Consider the following 25,899-nt stretch of genomic DNA (forward strand, 5'->3'; position numbering starts at 1 on the left):
TATCGGTCTGCGACGTGCGGGCGCCATTCGAGAGGAGGAAAACCGCGGATCTTGCCCGAGGTCCGGCCACGATCTCCCGAATATTCGCGATCACGCCCTGTACGGCGCGAAATCGGCGTCAAGAACCGTGGTTCTTGACGCCGATCTCGGAGGACTGCTTCGCTCAGGAGGTGGCGAGCGTCTCCCGGAGCAGGTGCATGAGCGCACCGAGCTGCACGGGCTCGGCCGCAGCCTGGTCCATGGCCTCACCATCGAGTGCACGGGCGGCGAGCCCCTGCTTCTGGTCGATGAGCTCTGCGATCTTCGCGTCGATCGTGTGCGCCGCGATGATCCGCCAGGCGGTCACCGGCTCGTCCTGACCGATTCGGTGCACGCGGTCGATCGCCTGCGTCTGCTCGGCGGCCGTCCACGAGAGCTCCGCGAGCACGACGTTCGATGCGGCCTGCAGGTTGAGGCCCACACCCGCCGCGGTGAGCGAGCAGACGGCGATGCCGACTCCCGGATCGCCGTTGAAGTCATCGATCGCCTGCTGGCGCGTCGTCGTGGTCTGATCTCCACGGATCGACACCGCACGGATCCCGACAGACGCGAAGTGCGCCTCCGCCTGATCCATCACGTCGATGTGCTTCGCGAAGAACACGACCTTGCCGACCGAGCGCTGCAGCTGGGCGGCGTAGTCCGCGGCGAGATGCGCCTTGGCCTGTCCGATCCGGCGGACCATGGTGAAGACGTTGTCGCCCCCGGTTCCCGCGGCCTTGGACTCCTCGAGTTCGTTCTGCGAGACGAGACGCACGATGTCGTCGTCGATCTCCCCCGGCGCGAGCCCGCGGTCGCCGCGGGCCTCGAGGATGCGACGGTAGCGCGCGGCGAGCCGCTCGCCCAGCTCGCGCTCCGCCTGGCGGATGCTGCGCCCGAACTCGTCGTCGAGCTGCACGGGCAGATCGGCGATGAGCTTGTCCGGCAGATCGGCGGCGACGTCCTTCTTCTTCCGACGGACGATCCCCATCGAGATCACCGCTTCACGCGCCTCGGGATAGAAGGCCTTGTCGGCCGGCGTGAACCCGGTCGCGTCGAGCTTCTCCATCAGCTCCGGTCCGGGCTTCTCGCCCGTGGTCCAGCCGAGGAAGCGCCAGATCGCGTCGAAGTCCTCGACGTCGTTGATGAGCGGGGTTCCGGTGAGCGCCAGCATGAGCGGCTTTCCGCCCGGGGTGCGCTCGCGCACCCGGTTGGCGAGCGACAGCACGTTCTGCGAACGCTGCGAGCTGAGGTTCTTGATGAAGTGCGCTTCATCGACGACCATGCCCCGCAGTCCGATCGAGGCGAGCCACGACATGTGCCGGTCGAGGATCTCATAGTTCACGATGAAGATGTCGGCGAAGGCGTCGATGTCCGTTCCGTCGCCCTGGATCACCGTCGCGCGCCGCTGCGGCGTCCACCGCTCGACCTCGCGGGCCCAGTTCATCTTCACGACGTTGGGCACGACGACCAGCAGCGGGTAGGCCCCGGCGACGGAGGCGGCCAGCACCGACTGCGCGGTCTTGCCCAGGCCGGGCTCATCGGCGAGCAGGAAGCTCCGATGGCCCTCTCGCACGGCCTCGAGGAACCGGGACTGGTGCACCATGATCTCGAGCCCCTTGGGCGAGAGGTGGTCGTACTCGGGTGCGGGAGGCAGATCCATGCTGGCCGCCCCTCCCCCGGCTCCCGTCTCGAACGACTTGTACAGCGGGCCCATGAGCTCCCAGCCGTCCAGACGACGGCGGGGCGTGGTGGCCGCGCGAGGCGTGAGGTCGGGCACGAGGAACGGGTTGGCGAGCTGGCGCGCCTCGACGGACGGCGGCGTGACCTGGCGCTCGGCGATCGCCGCGGAGACGACGGGCGTCTGCACCGGAGCGACGTCCGCGATGATCAGTTCCTCGGGCGCGAGCTCCGCACCCGATTCGAGCAGCCAGTCGCGACGCATGCGCTTCGCCACCGGAGACGTCGCCTGATCCGCTTCGAGCAGCTGGATCAGCGAGGTGTCGCGCGCCGCGGTCTTCGCCAGGATCGTCGCCACGCCGTCGAGCCGCTTGAGCAGCTCCGCCCTGGCGGAGTCGACGATCTCGGTGTCCGCCTTCACCCTGGCGCGCTCCTCGCGCACCAGGAAGGCGATCACCTGGAACTTGACCCGATTGGTCGGGCCGAGCTTTCCGCGCTGGGACTTCGCCTCGATCTCGCGCACCTTGCGCGCGAGGATCGGGATGAGTGGTGCCTCGTCATCGCGACGAGACGTCTTCTTGCGCCGCGATGCGGCGGTTGCCGTGGTCGGCATGCTCCTCCTGAGCGTGAAGGCCGAAGCATCCCGGGGATGCAGAGGCCGTTCTCGATGTCCGCGTGTGGCGTGAGCCAGGACCGTACGAACGGTGATTCCGGTGATCGTCGACACGACTGACGCGAGGACCGTGAACCACCGACGCCAATCCTATGCCATCACGCCGGAGGACGCGGAACATCGCAGGAGAGTCGGAATCCCGTCAGTGCGCCCCGGCGAGCACGCGCTCCGCGTCGTCGACGTCGGCGGCCATCTGATCCTTGAGCTTCTCGATGCCCTCGAAGGCCACCATGCCGCGCAGACGGCTCACGAACTCGACGGTCACGTCATGACCGTAGAGATCGAGGTCCGTCTCGCCGATGACGTGGGCCTCGACCTGACGCTCGAGCACGTCGTCGAAGGTGGGGTTGGTGCCCACCGAGATCGCGGAGCGATGACGGATGCCGGTCACGTGATCGATCAGCCACCCCGCGTACACACCGTCCGCCGGCACGAAGGAGTCGACGGATGCCGAGAGGTTGGCGGTCGGGAAGCCCAGCTCTCGGCCGCGCTTGAGACCATGCACGACCTCGCCGCGCACGTCGACGTTGCGATCGAGCACCCGCGCGGCGGCCGTCACGTCGCCGTCCATCAGCAGCTCCCGGATCCAGGTCGAGGACACACGGCGGTCGGAGCCGTCGAGGAAGACGTCGTCGACCACCTCCACCGTGAACCCGTACCGCGGCCCGAGTTCCCGCAGCAGAGCCGGCGTGCCCTCTCCGCCGCGGCCGAATCGGAAATCCTCGCCCACCAGCACGGTCGAGACCCGGAGCGCATCGACGAGGATGCCGGTGACGAAGTCCTCGGCACTGCGGGAGGCGAACTCCGCGTCGAAGGTCAGCAGAAGGGTGGCGTCGAGAGCCAGCTCACCGAGCAGCTCGAGCTTGCGATCGACCGTGACCACGTTCTCGGGGCACCGATCGGGGCGGAGCACCGCGAGCGGGTTGCGGTCGAACGTGACCGCGACGGTGCGCAGACCGGACTCGGCGGCGACCTCCGTCAGACGGCGGATGACCGCGCGGTGTCCCGCGTGCACCCCGTCGAACTTGCCGATCGCGACGGCGGAGGCACCGAAGTCTTTCGGAACCTCGTTCGGGTCGCGGAAGACGATCATGCGCCCACCTCGACGGACGCCCGTGCCGCGGTGCTGTCGACCGGCCGGTGGGTGCGGAGCCACCAGATGCCGAACACCGGCAGGACCAGCGGGATGAACAGGTACCCGCGACCGAACATCGACCACACGGTGTCGTGCGGGAACAGATCGGGAAGGAAGATGCTCAGCGCACCGACCACCAGCACGCCGGTGAGCTCGAACACGATCGCCACCCAGGCCACGACGTACCAGCCGCGACTGCCGGCGAGCACGAGGGCGAGTGTCGCGAGGATGTACACGGCGGCGGCGAGTGCCGAGAGCGCGTACGCCACCGGTGCCTCGTCGAACTGTCGGAAGATCTGCACGAAGCTCCGACCGGTCGCGGCCAGTGCCATCACGGCGTAGATGATCACGAGGACGCGGCCGATGCCGGTCATCCGGGAGGTGGGGACGGTGGTGCTCATAGCGCCACCCATTCTAGTTCCGGGCCGGGGCACGAGATGCGCGCCCCGGCAGCGCCCCAGCGGCTCAGGCGATCTGGATCGTCCAGATGACGTGCATGCGCCACACCATGATCGCGACGGCGAGCCCGGCGACCCCGAGGATGACGGTGCTCCACCGGCTGCGCTCCATGAGAGCCCAGAGCACGGCGCCGATCGGCAGCAGCACGGCCGAGACGAGGTAGACCCAGTATTCGAGCAGATCGCCGGTGGGAGGGTTGCCCGCGAACGGTGCGACGATGGCGACGACCACCTGCACCAGCAGCAGCAGCTCGACGAGGGCGAGAGCACCCACCGTGTAGTCGCTCGGACGCCTGCCTGCGAGCCCGGCGACGAGGCAGAAGAGACCCGCTATGACCGCGACGGCCACCTGCGCGAGAGTCAGCCACAGGATCATCGCTGCACCTCGGGCATGTTCATGACGCTCTTCAGGTCGGTGCCGCGCTTCTCGACCACGCCGACGAGGACGTCCTCCTCATCGATCGCGGCAGCGAGCGCCCCGTTCAGGCGCACGGCCTGCTGTGCGAGCCGTTTGCCGTGCCGGAGGTCGCGTGCCTCGTCGTCCGACACCCGCAGGGCATCGAGCACGCGCACGGCTGCGGCCGCAGGGGTGAGCAGCGCGGACTCCGTCGCCTCCTCGATCTGCACGGCATCCGCGACGTCGAAGTCCCCGACGCGCGTGCGGCGCAGCGCCGTCAGGTGACCGCCGACGCCGAGGTCGGCGCCCAGATCGCGGGCAAGCGAGCGGATGTAGGTGCCCGAGGAGCAGTCGACGACGACATCGAGGTCGAGGAAGCCCTCGCCGCGGCGCTCTGCGAGGACATCGAACCGGGAGACGGTCACCTCGCGCGCCGCGAGGACGACCTCCTCGCCGTCGCGCACACGATCGTAGGCACGACGTCCGTCGACCTTGATCGCGGACACGGAGCTCGGGACCTGGGAGATCGCACCGGTGAGCGATGCGATGCCGGCGGCCACGCGCTCGGGGGTGACCGCGGCCCAGGCCTGCTCGGGGGCGCGGGTCAGGATCTCGCCGTCCGCGTCGTCGGTTCCCGTGGTCTGTCCGAGTCGGATCGTCGCCTCGTACGTCTTGTCCGCACCGACGATGAACGTCAGCAGTCGCGTGGCTCCTTCGACACCGATCACGAGCAGCCCCGTGGCCATCGGATCGAGCGTGCCGGCGTGCCCGACCTTGCGGGTGCCGAGGGCGCGCCGCGTGCGGGCGACGACATCGTGGCTGGTCAGCCCAGCGGGCTTGTCGACGAGGAGGATGCCGGGCGAGACCATTCCTCAAGCCTACGGTGCGGCCGGCGCCGCATCGGCACGGACATCGAGGGTCGTCGGGGCGGTCGCGGCCCGGCACCGTTCGCCTAGGCTGTCGAGGTGCGCTCGACTTCCCCTCCCGCCGATGCCGTGACGATGCCTCTGGCCCGGTGGTACCGCGACGCCGCACGCGACCTCCCGTGGAGACGGTCGGAGTTCCACGACGAGTTCGGCGCCTGGGGAACGCTGGTCAGCGAGTTCATGCTGCAGCAGACACCGGTGAATCGAGTGATCCCGCATCTGGAGGCATGGCTCGCCCGCTGGCCCACACCGTCGGCCCTCGCCGCGGCGACGACGGCCGAGGTCGTGCAGCAGTGGGCCAACCTCGGCTATCCCCGCCGCGCACTCTGGCTGCACCGGGCGGCCGTCGAGATCACGGAACGCCACGACGGCGTCGTGCCGCGCGACGTGGAGGCGTTGCTGAGACTGTCCGGGATCGGCGACTACACGGCACGGGCGGTCGCCGTGTTCGCCTACGCCGACCGTCACCCCGTCGTCGACACGAACACCCGCAGGGTGCTGGCCCGGGCGGTCCTCGGGCAGGCGCAGCCCGGACCTCCGTCCCGCCGAGATCTGGTGCTCATGGAAGAGCTCCTGCCGGAGGACGTCGGAGAATCTGCCGTGTTCAACGCCGCGGCGATGGAGCTCGGCGCGACGGTGTGCACCTCGAGATCGCCCCGGTGCGAGGCCTGCCCCCTCCTCGGGGGCTGCGCCTGGGTCGCCGCCGGTCGGCCGGACACCGGCGATGTCCGGCGCCGTCAGGCGTCGTTCGAAGGCTCGGATCGACAGGCGCGCGGGGCGGTGCTCAAGATCCTCCGCGACGCCGCTCCGGACTCGGTGCCGCTCGAATCCGTGCTGCCCGAATGGCCGGACCCGTTGCAACGACACCGTGCCATCGACTCCCTCATCGCCGACGGGCTGGCCGAGGCCGACGGCGAGCTGATCTCTCTCCCCCGCTGAGCACTCGCCCCTCGCCAGGACGCCGATCCGTGCCGAGCAGTCACGCTACCCACCGATCCGGTGGGCCAGGACCGTGAGCTCGACGCGTGTGCGCACGTCGAGCTTGCCGAAGACCCGCCCGAGGTGCACCTCGACGGTTCGCACGGACACGTGCAGCGCATCGGCGATATCACGGTTCGACGCCCCCTCCACGGCCAGCATGGCCACCTCGAGCTCGCGGGCGGTCAGCTGCGCCTCCCACACCCGCCGCGACGAGGAGAGGGGATCCTTCGCGAGCGGCGCCGTCTCTTCGGCATCCACCCGGTCGATCCGACTCTCCACTGCGCGAGACCAGGCGGTCGCACCCGACACCTCCAGCAGATGCCGGGCGGCCGCAAGGTAGTCGCGGCCGACCGCGACCTCGCCGTCGCGAATCCACCGGATGCCGATCATGGCCTCGACGCGACCGCGGGTGAACGGGGATCGGAGGGTGCGTGCCACCTCGGAGATCGAGGCGCGCTCGGCCCGCCATTCCTGTCCTGGCAGGTTCAGGATGCGGGAGCGAAGCCTGCGGGCAAGGGCGATTTCTGGTGGTTCGATCGGCGCGGACCGCGGCGGGTCTTCGTCGCGCTCGATACTCGCCTCCTCCAGCCCCGGCACCGACAGCGCCGGCCGGGGCGCCCCGCGATCGTGCCACAGTCGCATCAGCGCGATGGCCTCGTCCTCCTCGCCGGACAGGAAGGCCTCTATGCCCCGATCCACCAGCCGATCTATCCGCTGCGGCGTCGGGAGCGCGGCCGTGAGAGCGCGGGCGAAGGGGCCGAGCGTGCCGAGCACGGCGAGGTCGAGACGGCGGGTGATCACCACGCCGAGGCCCGCGAACGGCAGTGCGACGGGCAGCGCGACAGCCGCCCTCATCATCCTGATGCGGGCCGCACCGATATCGCCCCGCCACATCAGCAGCAGCACCTCGACCACCGCGCGGTAGGCGGCGACCAGCGGACTGCGCTCGAACCCGGCGACGAGCGGATCGACCTCCGCGGCCATCCCCGTGTCCCAGGCGGCCAGCAGGCGGAGGCCGAGATCGATGTCCCCCTCCATACCCGCGTGAAGCGCGCCGAGGATGCCACGCGAGAGCGGACCCGTCCCCTGCACGTCGTCGATGTCCCTGTCGCCGAGGACCAACCATGAGAGGGCCACGACGGGGTCGCGCAGGCAGCGGTCCGCGCCCACCTTCGCGCTGCCCTCCCGCATGGCATCGAGCCAGGCACGCATCCCCCGGCGATCGCCGCGCTCGGCGCAGAAGAACGCCGCGAGCGCCGAGGCCCGCGTCCAGGAATACCAGTCGTCGAGGTCGTCGGTCCGCGGCGTGAACGTGTGGGCGTCCAGCTCCGGCACGGCACCCCGGACGCAGGCCTGAGCGACCAGCAGCCCCCCGAGACCCTGCAGGCGGTGGCGCTCGGCGGCATCGGGGTACAGCCCGACGAGCAGTCGCACGGCGTCCACCGCGTGGCCCGCGGCGATCGCCGAGACCCCGGCCACGAGCGTGGCTTCGTCGTGCTCTGCGCCGGACGTGTGGGACGCCGCCTCGCCGGCGATCTGGAACGCCCGCCCGCTCCGCCCGGCCTGCGAGAGGATGCGGGCCGTGCGAATGAGCTCGCTCGCGGCCACGGGGCTCGGAGACGTGGACGACCTCGCCGCATGCCAGTCCGCGCACACCTGCTCCCCGCGGGCCAGGAAGACACGGTGCAGACGCGCGTGCACGGCCACCGTCTGCGAGGCGGGCGTCCCGGCCTGCATCCAGATGGCGAGCCGGGGGTCGATCAGTCGGATCCTTCCGGCGTGCATCTCGATCAGATCCCCGACCGGGCCGGACGCCAGCTCACCGGCAGTGCGCCCGTCGAACGCGAGGATCGGCTCGAGGGAGTCGCTGAAGTGCAGCGCCACCGCGAGGAGCAGATCACGATCGCGCTCGGCGAGCTGCAGGCTCTCGTAGAGGGCGTCGATCTCGGGCACCGAGGGCAACGGTGACGGCAGCGCCCTGAGCCCCTGGCGCTGCGCGAAATCGAGCCTGGCCGCCATGGCCCTGACGGTCGCCGTGTCTCCCGTCACCTCCGACACGAGCCTCGCGACCACGTGCGGAGCACAACTCAGGTCGTCATCCAGCAATGCGGAGACCAGAGCCTCCAGTGAGGCGGGGTCGATCGAGACAGCCCCCCGCGCACTCGATCCGTCGATGCCGAACCCCCCGAGTCCGTACGAGCGTCCGCTCGTTCAGGTGAGGGTAGCAAGCCCTCGCACTCGAAGCGGGGCAGGCACAGGTCAGGAGCGCGAGTCGTCCTCATCCGGATGCAAGTAGGGGTCAGCCTCTCCCGCGTGCGACGCCGACGACGCGAGCGCCGCGACCTCCGCGTCACGCTGCTGCGCCTCGCGGAGCAGCGCGGAGATGTGGTCGGCGTTCTCGGGCAGAGCATCCGGGATGAACTCGAGCGTCGGCACCAGTCGGGTGCTCAGCTGCCGTCCCACCTCGCTGCGCAGCATGCCCGTCGCCGATGCCAGGGCGGCACCGCTGGCGATCCGCTCCTCCTCCGTGCCGAGCACGGTGTAGAAGACGGAGGCGTGCTGCAGATCGCCGCTGACGCGGCAGTCGGTGATGGTCACGAAGCCGAGGCGCGGGTCGCGCAGCCCCTTCTCCAGTCGCTCGGCAAGGATCACTCGGATCCGATCGGCCAGACGGGCCTGACGTTCACCAGCCATTGTTCTCTCTCTCTGAGTACCCTTCGGGCGCCCTTCGTCTCGCTGGCCCGCTGAGGAGCCGGAGCGAAGGACGCCCGAAGATATATCGAACTCGATCAGCCGCGCGGCTTCTCGACCAGTTCCGTCGTCTCGATCTCGTCGCCGATCTGGATGTCGTTGAACTTGCCGAGGCCGATACCGGCCTCGTAGTCCGTGCGCACCTCGGTGACGTCGTCCTTGAAGCGACGCAGCGACTCGATGGCGAGACCATCGGCGATGACGACGCCATCGCGGATGACACGAGCCTTGGCGTTTCGCGTGATCGTTCCCGACCGCACGATGACACCGGCGATGTTGCCGAACTTCGAGGAGCGGAACACCTCGCGGATCTCGGCGACACCCGACTGGATCTCTTCGTACTCCGGCTTGAGCATGCCCTTGAGCGAGCTCTCGATCTCGTCGATCGCGTTGTAGATCACCGAGTAGAACCGGATGTCGACGCCCTCACGCTGAGCGCGCTCGCGCGCCTTCGTGTCGGGACGGACGTTGAAGCCCACGATGATCGCATTGTCGATCGTCGCCAGGTTCACGTCGGACTCCGTGATCGCACCGACACCGCGGTGGATGATGCGGAGCTGCACCGAGTCGTCGACCTCGATCTTGAGCAGCGACTCCTCCAGCGCCTCGACGGCACCGGAGACGTCACCCTTGATGATGAGGTTGAGCGACTCGACCTTGCCGTCCTCGAGAGCGCGTGTGAAGTCCTCGAGCGAGATGCGCTTGCGGGCCTTGGCCAGCTGCGCGTTGCGCTCGACCGCTTCACGCTTCTCAGCGATCTGACGAGCCATACGGTCTTCCTCGGTCACGATGAAGACGTCACCGGCACGAGGCACCGAGTTGAGACCCTGGACCTGCACGGGACGCGACGGGTAGGCCTCGAGGACCTGCTCGCCGTTCTCGTCGGCCATCGCACGAACTCGTCCGTACGCGGTTCCGGCGACGATGGCGTCTCCGATCCGGAGCGTTCCGGACTGGATGAGCACCGTGGCGACCGATCCGCGGCCCTTGTCGAGCTTCGCCTCGATGGCCACACCACGCGCACCCTTGTTCGGGTTCGCGGTGAGGTCGAGACCCGCATCGGCGGTGAGCAGCACCGCGTCCAGGAGTTCCTGGATGCCGGTGTTGGCACGAGCCGACACATCGACGAACAGCACGTCTCCGCCGTACTCCTCAGCGACCAGACCGTACTCGGTCAGCTGCTGACGGACCTTGGCCGGGTTGGCGTCAGGCTTGTCGACCTTGTTCACCGCGACCACGATCGGCACATTGGCCGCCTGGGCGTGGTTGAGGGCCTCGACCGTCTGCGGCATGATGCCGTCGTCGGCCGCGACCACGAGGATCGCGAGGTCGGTCACCTGCGCACCACGGGCACGCATGGCGGTGAACGCCTCGTGACCCGGGGTGTCGATGAAGGTGATGGCCCGCTCGATGCCCTCGTGCTCCGTCCAGACCTGGTACGCACCGATGTGCTGGGTGATGCCACCCGCTTCGCCGTCGATGACGTTGGTCTGACGGATCGCGTCGAGCAGTCGGGTCTTACCGTGGTCGACGTGACCCATTACGGTGACGACCGGGGGACGGATCTCGAGGTCGTCCTCGCTCTCCGCCTCCAGCTCGGCCTCGAGGTCGAGACCGAAGCCCTCGAGGAGCTCCTTGTCCTCGTCCTCGGGCGAGACCATCTGGATCTTGTAGCCGAGCTCCTCGCCGAGCACCTCGAACGTCGCCTCGTCCAGCGACTCGGTGGCCGTGGCCATCTCGCCGAGGTTGAAGAGGATCGTCACGAGGGTTCCGGGCTGGACCGTGTAGCCGGTCAGCGTCTCGATCTTGTCGGCGAAGTCCGCGATGGACGCGCCACGGCGCATGCGGATGACCTCTCCGTTACCGCGGGTGACGTTGACGCCACCGACGACCGGAGCACTCCGCATCTCGAATTCTTGCCGCTTCGCCCGCCGCGACTTGCGCTGCTTGCTCTTGCCGCCGCCCTTGCCGAAGGCACCTGCGGTACCTCCACCGGGACCACGACCACGGCCTCCGCCGCCACCGGGACGACCTGCGAAGCCGCCACCGGGACGTGCGCCGGGGCCACCTGCACCACCGGGTCCACCGGCACCGCCGGGACGACCGGGGCCGCCGGGACGCTGCTGGAACGGTGCGCCGCCGGGACGACCACCCTGACCACCGCGCGGAGCGCCGGGACGGGGGGAACCGGGACGAGGCGCACCCGGACGCGGCGCGCCGGGACGAGGCGCCTGCGGACGCGGGATGTTGCCGGGGGTCGGGCTCGGGCGCTGGCCCATGCCCTGAGCCGACGCGAACGGGTTGTTGCCCGGACGAGGGCCGGCCGGGCGCTGGCCCATGCCCTGAGCCGACGAGAACGGGTTGTTGCCGGGGCGGGGGGCACCGGGCTTCGGCGCTCCACCATCGGCGGGCTTCGCCTCTTCGGACTTCGCCTCGGCGGGTTTCGCCTCGGCGGGTCCGGGGGTCGCCGCTGCGGGTGCAGCCTGCGGAGCCGGAGCCGCCTCGACCGGAGCAGCGGGCTGCTCGGGCGCGGGTGCCGGCTTCGGACCGGGCTTGGGGCCGGGGGTCGGGGCGCCGGGCCGTGCGGCCGCGGGCTTGGCAGCACCGGTCTTGGCGGCACCGGGCTTCGCGGCACCGGGCTTCGCGGCCGACGTGGTGTCTGCGGACGGCTTCAGCGAAGCATCCGCCTCGATCGCCGCGCGCAACTTGCGCGCCACCGGCGGTTCGATGGTCGAAGAGGGGCTCTTGACGAACTCTCCGAGTTCCTTGAGCTTTGCAAGTGCGATCTTGCTGTCGACGCCGAGTTCGGCGGCGATCTCGTGTACGCGTGGTTTACCAGCCACAATTCTCCTGTCTGAGTCGGTCCACCCAGACAGGGCAGACCACTAGTCGCGGACGGGTCTCATTTCGAGCCGTTCACTTTGTTTCCATAGCTGTTCAGCCTTTGTTTCTTGGTGGATGCTGTGCGATGTTCCGCGTGTCCAGTTCGCTGGTCACGCGCAGTGCTCTTCCGAAGGCGCGGCGCCGCAGAGCGGCTTCCATGCATTCCGGTGTCGGATGCACCCACGCGCCGCGCCCCGGCAGGACAGCACTCTCATCGAGGATGAGGATGTCGTTCTGGGACACCACCCTGAGCAGAGTGGAGCGGGGAGCACGCGTGCGACAGCCGACGCACGTTCGTACGGGTTCCATCTTACACCTGAGTTCCCGTACGACTCACGTGAGAGCCGCGAGTCGTACGTGCCGCGTGGTCAGTCGAGGACGCTGTCGGGCTGGATGTCGATCTTCGCACCGGTGAGCTTGGCGGCGAGGCGCGCGTTCTGCCCCTCCTTGCCGATCGCCAGCGAGAGCTGGTAGTCCGGCACGAGTGCGCGCACGGCCTTGGTGTTCGCATCGAGGATGAACGAGCTGGTCACCTTCGCCGGCGACAGCGCGTTGGCCACGAAGGGAGCGAGCTCGGGGTCGTAGTCGACGATGTCGATCTTCTCCCCCGCGAGCTCCTCGGTGACGGCGCGGACGCGTCGCCCCATCTCGCCGATGCAGGCGCCCTTGGCGTTGATCGCGGGGTCGTTCGCCCTGACGGCGATCTTGGTGCGGTGCCCGGCCTCTCGCGCGAGGGACACGATCTCGACGAGCCCGGCGGCGATCTCGGGAACCTCGAGCGCGAACAGCTTGCGGACGAGTCCGGGGTGCGTGCGCGAGACCGTGATCTGCGGGCCCTTGAGTCCCTTGGCGACGCTGGTGACGTACACGCGCAGACGCGAACCGTGCGCGTACACCTCGCCGGGGACCTGCTCCTCGGGCGGCAGGATCGCCTCGACGGCTCCGAGGTCGACGTGGATCATGCGCGGGTTCGGCCCCTGCTGCACGACGCCGGCGACGATGTCGCCTTCCTTGTCCTTGAAGTCGCCGAGCACGACGTCGTCGGCGATGTCGCGAAGACGCTGGCTGATGACCTGCTTCGCGGCGAAAGCGGCGATACGACCGAAGTCACCGGGAGTCGCATCCTCCTCGCCGATGATCGCGCCCTCGTCGTCCTTGACGACCTGCAGCACGGCGACGTGGCCGGTGCGGCGGTCGAGCTCGACGCGCACGCCCTCAGGGGTGGCGCCGTCTTCGGAGACGTGCTTGGAGTAGGCGGTCAGGATGGCCTGTTCGATGATCGAGACGAGTTCGTCGAAGGGAATCGCCTTCTCCTTCTCGATCCCACGCAGCAGACTCAGTTCGATATCCATGACAACTCCCTATTCAGCTCTCGTCGCGCGGGTGTGCACACGCGACATCCGTACCACGATACCCTGTGCCCACCGCCCGTGCCACGAGTGCGGCGCAGCGCAGCCCGGTGACACCCGCAGGAGGATCCAGTGACCACGTACGACACGATCGTGATCGGCGCCGGGATGTCGGGCGTGACCGCGGCGCGGATGCTCGCGGACGCCGGCGAGTCGGTGCTCGTGCTGGAGGGTCGCGACCGCATCGGCGGACGGATGAACACCGACCGCTCCGCGGACTTCCCCGTCGACCTCGGTGCCTCGTGGGTCCACGGGATCGACGACTCGCCGCTCTGGGAACTCGTGCAGGCACTCGGCATCCCCAGCATCGAGTACACGGTCGGCAGCTTCCAGGCCGGCGGCCGACCGATCGAGAACTTCGACGGAGACGGTGCGCGTATGGACGCCGCCACCACCGCTCAGTGGGTCGAGGACGTCGCCGAGGCCGATCGCCTGCTCGTCGAGGAGATCGCGGCCTCCTCTCCCGGCGACACCTATCTCGATGTCACCGAGCGCGCCCTCGACAGATCGGGCCTTGCGCCGGAGCGGATCGACGAGATCCGCGAGTTCTTCCGCCACCGGGTCGAGGAGCAGTGCGGGGCGTGGATCGGCGACCTCGACGCGCACGGGCTCGACGAGGACGAGATCGACGGCGACGAGGTGATCTTCCCCCGTGGGTACGACGAGCTCCCCCGGCGCATCGCTGCCGGCCTCGACATCCGGTTCGACCACGTCGTGACGCGCGTGGCGCGCACCGCGGACGGAGTGACCGTCACGACGGCGGAGGGCGAATTCTCGGCCCGCACCGCGCTGGTCACGGTGCCGCTCGGCGTGCTCAAGGCCGGTTCGATCGACTTCACCCCTCCGCTGCCCGATGCCGTCGCGGGCCCCGTGGAGCGTCTCGGAATGGGCGTCTTCAACAAGATCTTCCTCCAGTTCCCGGTGCGCTTCTGGGACAACGACAGCTATGTGCTACGGGCGCTCGGCGAGGCGGGCGAGCACTGGCACTCCTGGTACGACGTGTCGGCCGTCAGCGGTCTGCCCACCCTCCTCACCTTCGCCGCCGGCCCGTTCGGGAAGCGGATGCAGGAACTCCCCGACGACGAGATCGTCGCAGACGTGCTCGCCGCCCTGCACAGGCTGTACGGCGACGCCGTCGGAGCCCCCACGGCACGGTGGATCACCAGGTGGGGACACGACCCGTTCTCGAACGGGTCGTACTCGCATCTCGCCGTCGGGTCCTCGCACCGCGATCACGACGACCTCGCCGGCCCGGTCGACGGCGTGCTGCACTTCGCGGGCGAGGCCACCTGGGGAGACGAACCCGCCACGGTGGGGGCCGCCTACTATTCGGGGCACCGAGCCGCCGCGCGCATCCTCGGTCGGTCGGTCGACCCCGCCGCCTTCGCGGCAGGCATCAGAGCGCGGGAGCAGACTCCAGCGCGTTGATCGCGCCGATCAGACGGAACAGATTGCCGACCTGTCGCTGGTCCAGGTGGAGCGCGAGCCTCGGCAGATGCAGAACATCGTCGTCGGCGACCTCGGGTGACCGCGGCGCGGACCGCTCGATACGGCCACTGATCAGCATCCCGGCGAACTGCTCGTTGAGTGCCTCGAGCTCGGCATCGGTCGGCTCTGCGCGGAGGCGGAGCACGAGCGTGTCGCCCACCCACCGCAGCGAGTCGTAGTTGCGCCAGAATCCGGCGATCACGCCGGCCGCCGACTGGACCGAGTCCGTGATGACGACGCGGTCGAAGTCGCCCTCGGAGATCACCCCGGTGGGCGCGAGATCTTCATCGATGAACCGCTTGAGCCCGTTCCAGAAGGTGCCGCCCGGTTCGTCGAGCAGCACGATGGGGGTCGGCTCGGCCTTGCCGGTCTGCTGCAGAGTGAGGAGCTCGAACATCTCGTCGAGGGTGCCGAAGCCGCCGGGGAGGCAGATGAATCCGATGGATTCCTTGATCAGCATCAGTTTGCGGGTGAAGAAGTACTTCATCGCGACGACGTGATCGCTCCCCGCGACGAGGCTGTTCGCCTTCTCCTCGAACGGCAGCCGGATCGACACGCCCAGTGAGAGCGCAGGACCCGCACCCTCGGCGGCTGCCTGCATGATGCCGGGGCCGGCGCCGGTCACGACCATCCAGCCGTCCGCGGCGAGGGCCTGGGCGACGTCTCGCGCCTGGACGTAGAGAGGATCGTCCTGCCGCGTACGGGCGGAGCCGAAGACCGTGACCTTGGGCACTCCTTCGAAAGGGGCGAAGAGCCGGAAGGCGTCGCGCATCTCGGCCAGCGCCGCGGACGCGATCTTGAGGTCCAGCCTGTCGGTGCCGTCCTCGCCCAGAAGCAGAGCGGTGCGCATCATGCGCAGGACGAGTCGTCGGTCCGTCGTGACCCCCGCCTCATCGAGCACGGTGTTGATCTCGGCACTCAGCGATTCCGGCAGCACGTCGTCGGTCATGCCTCCAGCCTGTCACACGCGAGCGTCGAGACGCACGAGCCACGGATCGGGATTCGACAGCCCGTGGCGCAGCACGCGCCACGAGACCTGTCAACCCCGTGCGCGTCCGCCCGCGGTGCACCAGCATTGTCGGCATGACAGAGATCACCGGACCTGAGGCACTGGCACGAGTCACCGAGCTCGTGGAGGACATCGACTTCACGATGCTGACGACGATCGACGACGACGGCAATCTGGTCAGCCGCCCGATGTCGACCCGACAGATGGACGAGGCCGGCGACATCTGGTTCTTCACCGCGGAGGACACCGAGAAGGTCGACGAGGTGAAGGAGCACCGCCAGGTGGGGCTCTCCTACTGCGATGCCGGCGGCATGCGCTACGTGTCGGTCGCGGGGAACGCGTCGGTCGTCCGCGACCGGGCGAAGATGGAGGAGCTCTACTCTCCGTCGCTCGACATCTGGTTCGAGGAAGGGCTCGACACCCCCGGCATCGCGCTGCTGAAGGTGACCCCGACGGTGACGGAGTTCTGGGAGCCGTCGAAGGGCAAGATCGCGTTGGCCGCCGGGATGCTCAAGGCTCTGGTCACGCGAGACACCCCTGACGACGACACCATGAACCACGGGCGCATCGTCCGCTGATCGCATCCCTTGACGCAGAACGCCGCGCGCCCCGAGGGACGCGCGGCGTTCTGCATGAGAGATCAGCGCTGCGTGAGCCGCTCCACGGCCTCGACGATCGACACGGCATCCCGGTCTCCTGTGCTGCGGTCCCACAGCTCGACCTGGCCGTCGGCGGCACCACGGCCGACGATGACGATCTTCGGGACGCCGACGAGCTCCGCATCCCCGAACTTCACCCCGGGAGAGACCTTGGGGCGGTCGTCGTAGAGCACGTCGAGTCCGCTCGACTCGAGCTGTGCGGCGAGGTCCGCCGCCACGTCGAACGCGACCTGATCGCGGCCCGCGGCCACGACCTGCACGTCGAACGGAGAGACGGATGCGGGCCAGATGAGCCCCTTCTCATCGTTGTTCAGCTCGGCGATGATGGCGAGGATGCGGGTCACGCCGATCCCGTAGGAGCCCATCGTGACCGTGACGAGCTTGCCGTTCTCGTTCAGCACCTTGAGACCGAGCGCCTCGGCGTACTTGCGCCCCAGCTGGAAGACGTGGCCGATCTCCATGCCGCGGGCGAGTTCCACCGGACCGGAGCCGTCGGGTGCGGGGTCGCCCGCACGGACGTTAGCGATCTCGACGACGCCGTCGGCGAAGAAGTCCCGCCCCGCGACGACCGAGTGGGCGTGCTGCTGGTCGATGTTCGCGCCGGTGATCCACGAGGTGCCCTCGCTCACGCGCGGGTCGACCAGGTAGCGGATGCCGGTGGCCGATTCCTCGCCCAGCACGGCGCCGGTGGTCGACCAGGGGCCGATGTATCCCTTGACAAGCAGCGGGTTGTTCTCGAAGTCGTCGGCCGTGGCGGTGTCGACCTCGGCCGGTGCGAACGCGACCTCGGCGCGCTTCTGGTCGACCTCGCGGTCACCGGGGAGCCCCACGACGACGAGCTCACGGGAGCCGTCGAGGTGGGTGAGCGCGAGCACGACGTTCTTGAGCGTGTGGGCCGCGGTGTACTCGCCGTCGAGATGCGCGTTGACGTGTGCGACCAGGGTCTCGATGGTCGGAGTGTCGGGCGAGTCGAAGATGACGGGCGACGCATCGGCGTCGAAGGACACCGCCTCGGGGACGGCCGTGGTGAACGCCTCGACGTTCGCGGCGTAGCCGCCGGCACTGCGCACGAACGTGTCTTCGCCCACGGGCGTCGGGTGCAGGAACTCCTCGCTGCGCGAGCCTCCCATCGCCCCCGCATCCGCCTGGACGATGACGTACTCGAGTCCGAGGCGCTGGAAGATGCGCTCGTACGCGTCTCGCTGCGCCTGATAGCTGACATCGAGGCCTTCGTCGGACGCGTCGAAGGAGTAGGCGTCCTTCATCGTGAACTCGCGCCCGCGGAGCAGGCCGGCACGGGGACGGGCCTCATCGCGGTACTTGTCCTGGATCTGATAGATCGTCAGGGGCAGGTCCTTGTACGACGAGTAGAGGTCCTTCACCAGCAGCGTGAAGGCCTCCTCGTGCGTCGGCGCGAGCAGGTAGTCACCGCCCTTGCGATCCTGGAGGCGGAACAGCAGGTCGCCGTACTCCTCCCAGCGACCGGTCGCCTCGTAGGACTCACGCGGCATCAGCGCAGGGAAGTGCACCTCCTGGGCACCGGCCGCGGCCATCTCCTCGCGGACGACGGTCTCGATCTTGGCCTTGACCCGCAGACCCAGCGGCAGCCAGGCGAAGATCCCGGCGGCCTGCGGTCGGATGTATCCGGCGCGGATCAGCAGCTTATGGCTCGCGACCTCTGCGCCTGCAGGGTCTTCACGGAGCGTACGGAGGAAGAAGTTCGAAAGACGAGTGACCACGGGGCAAGTCTACTGACCGCGGCCACTCGTCTTCACGGTGCGTCAGTTGAGCGCGGGGAGCCCGTTGGGGATCACTCCGCCCGCGTACAGGCTCGCCGCCAGCTCCTGGGTCGCGGTGAGCGCGACCCGCTGCGGCAGGGGTCCGTACGAGATGCGGGCGACACCGAGCTTCTCGTACTCGGAAGCTGCGAGGGTGCCGGGGAGCCCGATGACACTGAGCTTCCCCTCCCCCAGTCCCTCCACGAGCTGGCGGGTGATGGCGGCGTCGAGCATGCCCGGCACGAACACCGCCGTGGCTCCCGCGTCGAGGAACGCGCGGCCGCGCTGGATCGCGTCGGCGATGCTCTCGGCGACCGGGCGGTGGCCGGCGCGCACGAAGGCGTCCGTGCGGGCGTTGAGAGCGAACGGGACTCCCTCGGCCTCCGCGGCCTTGACGATGGCCTCGACCGCCGCGACGGACTCGTCGAAGGGCTTGAGGCGGTCCTCGATGTTGGCGCCCACGACACCTGCGCCGATCGCGAGGCGGGTCGTCTCGCCGGCGTCGCCGTATCCGTCATCGAGGTCGGCGGTCACGGGCACCGAGACGGCCGCCGCGATGCGTCCGACCATGTCGATCATGATGTCGCGGGTGATGGTGCCGTCTTCGAAACCGAACGATGCGGCGATGCCGTGCCCCGCGGTGGCGATGGCCTTCGTCTCGGGGAGTGCCGCGACGGCGCGGGCGGAGACGACGTCCCACACATTCACGACGCGGAGGATCTCCGGTGCTTCGTAGAGTCCGATCAGGGTCTGGGCTTTCGCAGCAGTGGTCATGCCCCCACGCTAACGCCCAGCATTCCGGTCGGGGCCGGACGAACACGCGAATCACAGGTTCGGGGCAGCGCGCCGACATTCATCGACCCGGCTCTCGCAGCGCTGTTCTGTCTGCGAGCCGTTGTCTCGTTCCGGCATGTCGATGTCCTAGACCTGGGGGCGGGTTTTCGCCCCTGATCTGGGGCAGGAATGTCTATGGTCGGTGGTGTGATGCAGCTATGACGGCATTGATGGATGCGACGGTGGAGCAGGTGGCCGCTGACGCACCACACGCCCAGGCATGTCGAGAGTCTCGGCGACGGCGTCCTCGCTTGGACCAGCCCGACCGGCCGGATATACGTCGACGCACCTCCGGCGCAGAACACCACGACCGCCGAAGACGACACACCACCACCCTTCTGAGGGGTTCCTCCCATTCACGGCGGGCGACATAGTGTGGGGGCATGCCTCAGCGCCGATCCCACGTTGCTCCGTCCGCCGCGCAGACGGAACTCGCCACGGCTCTCGCCGCGCTCAAGGAATCCATGGACGCGCCCGCAGACTTCCCTGCCGCAGTGCTCGCCGAGGCAGCGGCGTCGGAGGCCGTGACGCCCGAACTCGACCTGCGCGACATCGCCTTCGCCACGCTCGATCCCCGCGGGTCGCGTGACCTCGATCAGGCCTTTCACCTCGAACGGCGGGGTTCCGGATACACCGTCCGCTACGCGATCGCCGATGTGCCGGGATTCGTGACGCCCGGCGGCGCGGTGGACGAGGAGGCCCGCCGTCGCGGTCAGACGTTGTATGCGGCCGACGGCACGATCCCGCTGCATCCGAAGGTACTGAGCGAGGATCGCGCCTCGCTGCTGGCGGATGCGGATCGTCCCGCGCTCGTCTGGACCTTCGCCCTCGATTCGGCAGGGGTCGTCGAGGACTTCCGGCTCGAGCGCGCACTGATCCGCTCGCGCGCCCAGCTCGACTACGCCAGCACTCAGGCGGCACTCGACCGGGGCGAGGACGGCCCGGCCGCACTGCTGCCGGAGATCGGAGCTCTGCGGATCGCGCAGGAGAAGCTCCGCGGCGGAGCGAGCTTGAATCTTCCGGACGTAGAGGTCGTGCGCGGCGCCGACGGAAGCTACTCGATCGAGCGACGGCATCCGCTCTCCGTCGAGGAATGGAACGCACAGCTCTCCCTCCTGACGGGCATGGCGGCCGCGTCGCTGATGATCGATGCCGGCATCGGCATCCTGCGAACCATGCCGCAACCCGACGAGAAGGCCTTCGCCGCCTTCCGCCATCAGACCGAGGCGCTCGGCCGCCCCTGGACGACGGGCAGATACGGCGACTACCTGCGCGAACTGGATCGCGCAGACCCCATGACCCTCCCGATCCTCGAGGCGGCGGCGTCGCTCTTCCGCGGAGCGGGGTACGTGACCTTCGACGGCTCGGTGCCGCCCGACACGGAGCAGGCGGCCATCGCCGCTCCGTACGCACACGCCACGGCACCTCTGCGTCGTCTCGTCGATCGGTGGTCGCTCGCGATCTGCCTCGCCGTGTCCGAGGGGCGTGAGGTGCCGGGATGGGTTCGCGAGTCGCTCGCCGATCTCCCCGCCCTGATGCAGGAGTCCGGTCAACGCGCGTCCAGGCTCGATTCCGCGACGATCAACTGCGTCGAGGCCGCACTGATGACTCCCCTGGTCGGTTCCACGGTCGATGCGACCGTGATCGAGATCCGCGGCGAGCGCGCCACGGTCCAGCTCGCCGACCCCGCCGTCACCGCCTCCGCGCCGGTTCCGGACGGCGCTGTCGCCGGAGGTGTCGTACCGCTGCGAGTCGTGAGCGTCGACATCGCCGGAGGCGAGATCGAGTTCTCCATCTGACATACGCTTTGGGGCGTGGACCACCTCGCCGTCGCTGAACGATTCGTCGCCGCCCGCTACCCCGGAGCGGACATCGCCATCGTGGCGGGAAGTACCGCACGCGGCGAGCGCACCCCGACGAGCGACATCGACCTGCTGCTCCTCGGAGACGATCTCTTCGCGGCCGAGGGCCAGAGGAGCGAGGCCTCGACTCATGAGTTCGAGGGCGAGATCTTCGAGGTCTTCGCGTACACACCCGCGGGTTTCGAGGAGTGGGCCGACCGAGGTGTGGCACAGCACAGGCCGGTGACCGTGCACATGCTCGTCGAAGGCACGCCGTTCCGAGACGACGGCCGTCTGGCCTCACTCCGCCGTCGCTGGCAGAGCGTCCTCGACGAGGGCCCCTCACTCAGTGCGGAGGAGTCCGCCTTCCGTCGCTACGTCATCACCGATGTGCTCGACGACCTCAGAGACGCCGCAGACCCCCTCGAGCAGCAGGTCGAGGCCGCCATCCTGTTCGAGCGGATCGCGGAGCTGATGCTGCTCAGCGAGGGGCGCTGGATCGCGACGGGCAAATGGCTCGCCCGGCGGCTCCGGACGCTCAGTCGCGAGCGCGCCGACCGGCTGAGCATCCCGCTGCTCGACCGAGACTACGCCACGTTCGCCGACCGCGTCGACGACGAGCTCGATCGTGCAGGCGGCAGGGTGCAGAGCGGGTTCGTGCGCTGAACCGGGCTCAGGACGCGGGAACGGCCCGCGTCGTCATGACCAGCAGCTGCGGATCGGTCAGGTCGAGCGTCACGGAGATCGAGACGAACTCGTCGAGGGATGCCGCGTGTGTGCCGCCGCACAGGATCTCGGCCGTACCGTCGGGAAGCTCGCACTGCCAGCTGCGCCGGTCCACGATCGTCGGACCTTCCGTGACCACCCGGCTCGATGCATCCGAGTCGACCCAGTCGGCCAGCCGCGCGTTGATCGACGCCTCACGGTCCGCGAGAGTCGCGGCGAACGTCTCGGTGTCGAAGCCGGCCCTACGCAGGCTCTTGCCCAGGCGGTACTCGTCGACGGCACCGTCCGCATGGATGCGGCTCGACTGATTGGCCTTGCCCTCGAAGTTCGGGGCGCCCAGAGCGTCTTCGCCCGGATCCTTGCGCCACAGATCCGCAAGGGCGAGATCGAGTGCCAGAGACGCGAGGTGGCAGGCCGTGTGACCCCGGCTGAGACCGGCCCGCCTGGACGAGTCGACCGAGAGTTCCACGCGTCCGCCCTCGACCAGCCAGGACGGAGCATCACCCTCGAGCGGATGACCGACGAGCCACGTCCATCCCTGCGCGCCGCGCTTCACGGGGATGTCGGAGCCGACCGCGAACCGGCCATCGTCCGACACCGCGGCCATCACGGCTTCCGTGACGCGCACCGCCGACCCGTCGAGCGTGATCTCGCCGCTGTCACCGGGCTGATCCGGCCATGTGTGATCGACCGGATGAAACGGTGTGGCGTCCACGATGACGACGGCGCCCGCGGATGTCGGTTCGACCCGGGTGACGGTGCTCCATCCCGACACATCGCCGCCGGCGAAGGACACGACGGTTGACGAGGGCATGGGGCTCCTTGAGATGCTCAGGACGGGCGCCGCCCCTCGTGGGAGGAGTCGATCGCCCGAATCGGGTGCGGACGAGGTCCGGTCGTGGGACCGAGACGACCTGCGCGATGCCGACGGCGTCGGGACGCGTCCCAGCCGTCAGACCGTGACGACCTGCGCGGTGCCGAGAGGTGCTTCGGGACCCATGTCGGCGGCGATCCGGTTGGCCTCTTCGATCAGCGTGGCGACGATGTCCGCCTCGGGCACGGTCTTGATGACCTCGCCCTTGACGAAGATCTGTCCCTTGCCGTTGCCGGAGGCGACGCCGAGATCAGCCTCGCGCGCCTCGCCCGGCCCGTTCACGACACACCCCATGACCGCGACGCGCAGCGGCACCGTCATGTCCTTGAGTCCCTCGGTCACGTTCTCGGCGAGCGTGTAGACGTCGACCTGCGCGCGCCCGCACGACGGGCACGAGACGATCTCGAGCTTGCGCTCGCGGAGGTTCAGTGACTGCAGGATCTGGTGGCCGACCTTGACCTCTTCGGCGGGCGGCGCAGAGAGCGACACGCGGATGGTGTCGCCGATGCCCTCTCCGAGGAGGATGCCGAACGCCGTGGCGCTCTTGATCGTGCCCTGGAACGCGGGTCCGGCCTCGGTGACGCCGAGGTGCAGCGGCCAGTCTCCCCGCTCGGCGAGCAGACGGTAGGCCTTGACCATGACGATCGGGTCGTTGTGCTTGACCGAGATCTTGAAGTCGTGGAAGTCGTGCTCCTCGAACAGTGACGCCTCCCAGACAGCGCTCTCGACGAGGGCCTCGGCCGTCGCCTTGCCGTATTTGGTGAGGATGCGACGGTCGAGCGATCCGGCGTTCACGCCGATGCGCAGGGAGACGCCCGCGGCCTTCGCCGCCTCGGCGATCTTGCCGACGTTGCCGTCGAACTCGCGGATGTTGCCGGGGTTCACGCGCACGGCGCCGCAACCGGCATCGATCGCCGTGTAGATGTAGCGGGGCTGGAAGTGGATGTCGGCGATCACCGGGATCTGACTCTTCATCGCGATGATCTTCAGCGCATCGGCGTCGTCCTGATGCGGCACGGCCACGCGCACGATCTCGCAGCCGGATGCGGTGAGCTCGGCGATCTGCTGAAGCGTCCCGTTGATGTCGGTCGTCTTCGTCGTGGTCATCGACTGGACGCTCACGGGGGCGTCGCCGCCGACGAGCACCTTGCCCACCTTGATCTGGCGGGTCTTGCGACGTGGGGCGAGGACTTCGGGGATCTTCGGCATCCCGAGATTGACTGCTGGCACGCCTCCAGCCTACGCCGCTCTGATGCACGCAGGCTGGAAGCGGGACCACTCTCCACCTCCGTCACGCGAACGGGGACGCGGTCGGTGGTGTGATAGTTTTCAGCCCATGCTCGCGAACCTCACCTGGTGGCCCGCCTCCTAGGCGGTGTGTTCGCGTTCCCACGAATCCAGACCGCCTCCGGGGCGGTCTTTTCGTTGAGCCGAGCCGGAGCCACGCACAGGAGACATCGATGACCCTCTCACGTCTTTCCGAGCTCACCGCGGATCCCGCGGCATCGTTCGTGCTCATCGCGCGCGACGGCGTCGAATCCGTCGAGCTGCTCACCGGCGACGTCCTGGATGTCGACCTCCTCGCCGACATCCCCCTCACGATCGACGGCACCGACCGGGAGATCTTCGCGATGGTGCCCTACCGCCAGGTGCGGGAGCGCGGATTCGTCGCCCAGGACGACGGCGCCCCGCTACGCTGCCTGGTCGTCGAGGAGCACCTGCATCTTCCGACCGCCGAGCTGCTCACCGCACTGCCGGCCGAACCTGTTCCGCTGCGAGACGGCGGTTTCGACATCGCCGACGAGGAGTACGCGGCGATCGTCGAGACGGTGATCGCCGACGAGATCGGACGCGGTGAGGGCGCGAACTTCGTGATCCGCCGGGACTTCACGGCGGACATCGACGTCGACGACCGCACGGCCGCACTCACCTGGTTCCGTGCTCTGCTCACCCACGAACGCGGCGCGTACTGGACGTTCGCCGTCGTCACCCCCGACCACATCGCCGTCGGGGCCAGCCCCGAGGCTCACGTCGTGGCGCGGGGCGGGGTCGTGACGATGAACCCGATCTCGGGCACGTTCCGTCACCCGGCGGGCGGTGCCACGAAGGACACCCTGGTCGATTTCCTCTCCTCCACCAAGGAGACCGAGGAGCTGTTCATGGTGGTCGACGAAGAGCTCAAGATGATGAGCGCGGTGTGCTCCGATGGCGGGCGCATCACCGGCCCGCACCTCAAGGAGATGTCGCGGCTCACGCACACCGAGTACATGCTCCGCGGACGCAGCGCGCTGGATCCCCGTGACATCCTCCGCGAGACGATGTTCGCGCCGACCGTGACCGGCTCCCCCATGCAGAACGCCTGCGCGGTCATCCGCCGTCACGAGCGCAAGCCGCGCGGGTACTACTCCGGCGTCGCCGCCCTGTTCACCCCCAACGCCGAGGGCGGACACGATCTCGACGCCCCGATCCTCATCCGCACCGTCTACGTGCAGGACGGCGCGCTCAGCGTGCCGGTCGGTGCCACCCTCGTCCGCCACTCGGATCCGCACGGCGAGGTGTCCGAGACCCACGGCAAGGCGGCAGGGGTGCTCGGAGCGATCGGCGCGATCGACAGGGACGGTGCGGCCGAGGCGCGCGAGGATGCCGACGCCCCGGGCGAGCCGCGATCCCTCGCTGCCGACCCGACGATCGAGTCTCTGCTCGCCTCGCGCAACGCCCGACTCGCGGATTTCTGGCTCAACCCGCAGGGCGACGACCTCTCCGGTCCTTTCCGCGGCACCTCGGCCGTCGTCGTGGACGCCGAGGACCGGTTCACCACGATGCTGGCGCATCAGCTGCGGCATCTCGGCCTCGACGTGACAAACCGCCCCTGGAGCGAGGTGACGGACGACGAGCTCGCCGCCGCCGACCTCGTCGTCGCCGGACCCGGCCCCGGCGATCCGCGCGACCTGGACAGCCCGCGGATCGCCCGCATGCGCGAGGTCGTCTCGCGTCGGGTCGACACCGGCTCCCCGCTGCTCGCGGTCTGTCTGAGCCATCAGATCCTCAGCGACGGCCTCGGCCTCGCCCTGGTACCCCTCGACGCCCCGCACCAGGGACTCCAGAAGGCGGTGCCGGTGTTCGGCGAGGACGCATCGATCGGCTTCTACAACACGTTCACCGCCAGGGTGACACCCGGAACAACGTCGGCGGGGTCCGCCGAAGTGTCAGCGGACCCCGCGACGGGCGATGTCTACGCGCTGCGGGGGCCGCACTTCGCGTCCGTGCAGGGGCACCTCGAATCGATCCTGTCGCGCGACGGCATCCGCACCCTCGAGCGTCTCGTCTCGCACGCCCTGTCCTGAACGCGGGTCGCCGTGAGCCTCGCCCACGGAGACAGGGC

The 25,899-nt window shown here is 69.0% G+C and carries 21 protein-coding genes; 6 read left to right on the plus strand and 15 right to left on the minus strand.

Annotated features, from left to right (window positions below):
• Positions 1-163: 163 nt before the first annotated feature.
• The 5 genes from FQ142_RS10515 to truB all read right to left on the minus strand — a co-directional run bounded on the left by FQ142_RS10515 (position 164) and on the right by truB (position 5,227).
• Positions 164-2,308 carry a DEAD/DEAH box helicase gene (locus tag FQ142_RS10515; RefSeq protein WP_149423227.1) on the minus strand — a complete coding sequence of 715 codons (2,145 nt, stop codon included), beginning with the start codon at positions 2,306-2,308 and terminating at the stop codon, positions 164-166.
• A gap of 202 nt (positions 2,309-2,510) precedes the next feature.
• Positions 2,511-3,461, minus strand: a complete 951-nt coding sequence (locus FQ142_RS10520) for a bifunctional riboflavin kinase/FAD synthetase (RefSeq protein ID WP_149423228.1) — start codon at positions 3,459-3,461, stop codon at positions 2,511-2,513.
• The gene (locus FQ142_RS10525) at positions 3,458-3,904 is read right to left on the minus strand and encodes a hypothetical protein (protein ID WP_262492124.1); all 447 of its coding nucleotides are present in this window, start codon (positions 3,902-3,904) and stop codon (positions 3,458-3,460) included. The genes FQ142_RS10520 and FQ142_RS10525 overlap by 4 nt, the downstream gene beginning before the upstream one ends.
• Before the next feature lie 64 nt (positions 3,905-3,968).
• Positions 3,969-4,337: a hypothetical protein gene (locus FQ142_RS10530; protein WP_149423230.1), complete on the minus strand. Its 369-nt coding sequence runs from the start codon at positions 4,335-4,337 to the stop codon at positions 3,969-3,971.
• Positions 4,334-5,227 (minus strand): tRNA pseudouridine(55) synthase TruB, encoded by an 894-nt coding sequence (gene truB, locus FQ142_RS10535; protein ID WP_149423231.1) that lies wholly within the window; start codon positions 5,225-5,227, stop codon positions 4,334-4,336. Before truB ends, FQ142_RS10530 begins: the two co-directional genes overlap by 4 nt.
• A gap of 132 nt (positions 5,228-5,359) precedes the next feature.
• Between truB and FQ142_RS10540 the strand changes: the two genes are divergently transcribed.
• Positions 5,360-6,223, plus strand: coding sequence for an A/G-specific adenine glycosylase (locus FQ142_RS10540; protein ID WP_149423518.1), 864 nt, complete (start codon positions 5,360-5,362; stop codon positions 6,221-6,223).
• A gap of 45 nt (positions 6,224-6,268) precedes the next feature.
• On the opposite strand, the gene FQ142_RS17680 is transcribed toward FQ142_RS10540, so the two are convergent.
• The 5 genes from FQ142_RS17680 to nusA all read right to left on the minus strand — a co-directional run bounded on the left by FQ142_RS17680 (position 6,269) and on the right by nusA (position 13,251).
• Positions 6,269-8,338, minus strand: coding sequence for a helix-turn-helix transcriptional regulator (locus FQ142_RS17680; RefSeq protein WP_149423232.1), 2,070 nt, complete (start codon positions 8,336-8,338; stop codon positions 6,269-6,271).
• Positions 8,339-8,524: 186 nt separating this feature from the next.
• Positions 8,525-8,959, minus strand: a complete 435-nt coding sequence (gene rbfA, locus FQ142_RS10550; RefSeq protein WP_149423233.1) for a 30S ribosome-binding factor RbfA — start codon at positions 8,957-8,959, stop codon at positions 8,525-8,527.
• 95 nt (positions 8,960-9,054) lie between these two features.
• Positions 9,055-11,859, minus strand: a complete 2,805-nt coding sequence (gene infB, locus FQ142_RS10555; protein ID WP_149423234.1) for a translation initiation factor IF-2 — start codon at positions 11,857-11,859, stop codon at positions 9,055-9,057.
• A 94-nt stretch (positions 11,860-11,953) separates the two neighbouring features.
• Entirely contained in the window at positions 11,954-12,208 is a 255-nt protein-coding gene (locus FQ142_RS10560) for a YlxR family protein (protein WP_082539347.1), read from the minus strand.
• 59 nt (positions 12,209-12,267) lie between these two features.
• Complete coding sequence (gene nusA, locus FQ142_RS10565; RefSeq protein WP_045255356.1) at positions 12,268-13,251, minus strand: transcription termination factor NusA; 984 nt, start codon at positions 13,249-13,251, stop codon at positions 12,268-12,270.
• A gap of 129 nt (positions 13,252-13,380) precedes the next feature.
• On the opposite strand from nusA, the gene FQ142_RS10570 reads away from it, so the two are divergent.
• Positions 13,381-14,736, plus strand: a complete 1,356-nt coding sequence (locus tag FQ142_RS10570; RefSeq protein ID WP_149423235.1) for a flavin monoamine oxidase family protein — start codon at positions 13,381-13,383, stop codon at positions 14,734-14,736.
• Here the strand turns inward: FQ142_RS10570 and FQ142_RS10575 are convergent.
• On the minus strand, positions 14,705-15,745 hold the full coding sequence (locus tag FQ142_RS10575) for a TIGR00730 family Rossman fold protein (protein ID WP_149423236.1): 1,041 nt from the start codon (positions 15,743-15,745) through the stop codon (positions 14,705-14,707). The two genes, FQ142_RS10570 and FQ142_RS10575, sit on opposite strands and share 32 nt — an antisense overlap.
• 134 nt (positions 15,746-15,879) lie before the next feature.
• Here FQ142_RS10575 and FQ142_RS10580 point away from each other — a divergent pair, with 134 nt between their 5' ends.
• Positions 15,880-16,383 (plus strand): pyridoxamine 5'-phosphate oxidase family protein, encoded by a 504-nt coding sequence (locus FQ142_RS10580; protein ID WP_149423237.1) that lies wholly within the window; start codon positions 15,880-15,882, stop codon positions 16,381-16,383.
• 62 nt (positions 16,384-16,445) lie between these two features.
• Here the strand turns inward: FQ142_RS10580 and FQ142_RS10585 are convergent, their stop codons facing one another.
• Together FQ142_RS10585 and FQ142_RS10590 are read right to left on the minus strand one after the other, a co-directional pair.
• Positions 16,446-18,203, minus strand: a complete 1,758-nt coding sequence (locus tag FQ142_RS10585) for a proline--tRNA ligase (protein ID WP_149423238.1) — start codon at positions 18,201-18,203, stop codon at positions 16,446-16,448.
• Between the two features lie 42 nt (positions 18,204-18,245).
• Complete coding sequence (locus FQ142_RS10590) at positions 18,246-19,016, minus strand: isocitrate lyase/phosphoenolpyruvate mutase family protein (RefSeq protein WP_056416734.1); 771 nt, start codon at positions 19,014-19,016, stop codon at positions 18,246-18,248.
• A 443-nt stretch (positions 19,017-19,459) separates the two neighbouring features.
• Between FQ142_RS10590 and FQ142_RS10595 the strand changes: the two genes are divergently transcribed.
• Both FQ142_RS10595 and FQ142_RS10600 read left to right on the plus strand, forming a co-directional pair.
• Complete coding sequence (locus tag FQ142_RS10595) at positions 19,460-20,875, plus strand: RNB domain-containing ribonuclease (protein WP_149423239.1); 1,416 nt, start codon at positions 19,460-19,462, stop codon at positions 20,873-20,875.
• A 15-nt stretch (positions 20,876-20,890) separates the two neighbouring features.
• Entirely contained in the window at positions 20,891-21,583 is a 693-nt protein-coding gene (locus FQ142_RS10600) for a nucleotidyltransferase domain-containing protein (protein WP_149423240.1), read from the plus strand.
• Positions 21,584-21,590: 7 nt separating this feature from the next.
• Here FQ142_RS10600 and FQ142_RS10605 read toward each other — a convergent pair whose 3' ends face one another.
• Both FQ142_RS10605 and ispG read right to left on the minus strand, forming a co-directional pair.
• Positions 21,591-22,457: a hypothetical protein gene (locus FQ142_RS10605; RefSeq protein WP_149423241.1), complete on the minus strand. Its 867-nt coding sequence runs from the start codon at positions 22,455-22,457 to the stop codon at positions 21,591-21,593.
• 138 nt (positions 22,458-22,595) lie between these two features.
• Positions 22,596-23,747, minus strand: coding sequence for a flavodoxin-dependent (E)-4-hydroxy-3-methylbut-2-enyl-diphosphate synthase (ispG, locus tag FQ142_RS10610; protein WP_188042367.1), 1,152 nt, complete (start codon positions 23,745-23,747; stop codon positions 22,596-22,598).
• Positions 23,748-23,977: 230 nt separating this feature from the next.
• Between ispG and FQ142_RS10615 the strand changes: the two genes are divergently transcribed.
• Positions 23,978-25,861: an anthranilate synthase family protein gene (locus FQ142_RS10615; protein WP_149423242.1), complete on the plus strand. Its 1,884-nt coding sequence runs from the start codon at positions 23,978-23,980 to the stop codon at positions 25,859-25,861.
• Positions 25,862-25,899: the final 38 nt, after the last annotated feature.

The sequence above is a fragment of the Microbacterium sp. ANT_H45B genome (genome assembly GCF_008369345.1).
In the GTDB taxonomy this organism is placed as follows: Bacteria; Actinomycetota; Actinomycetes; order Actinomycetales; family Microbacteriaceae; genus Microbacterium.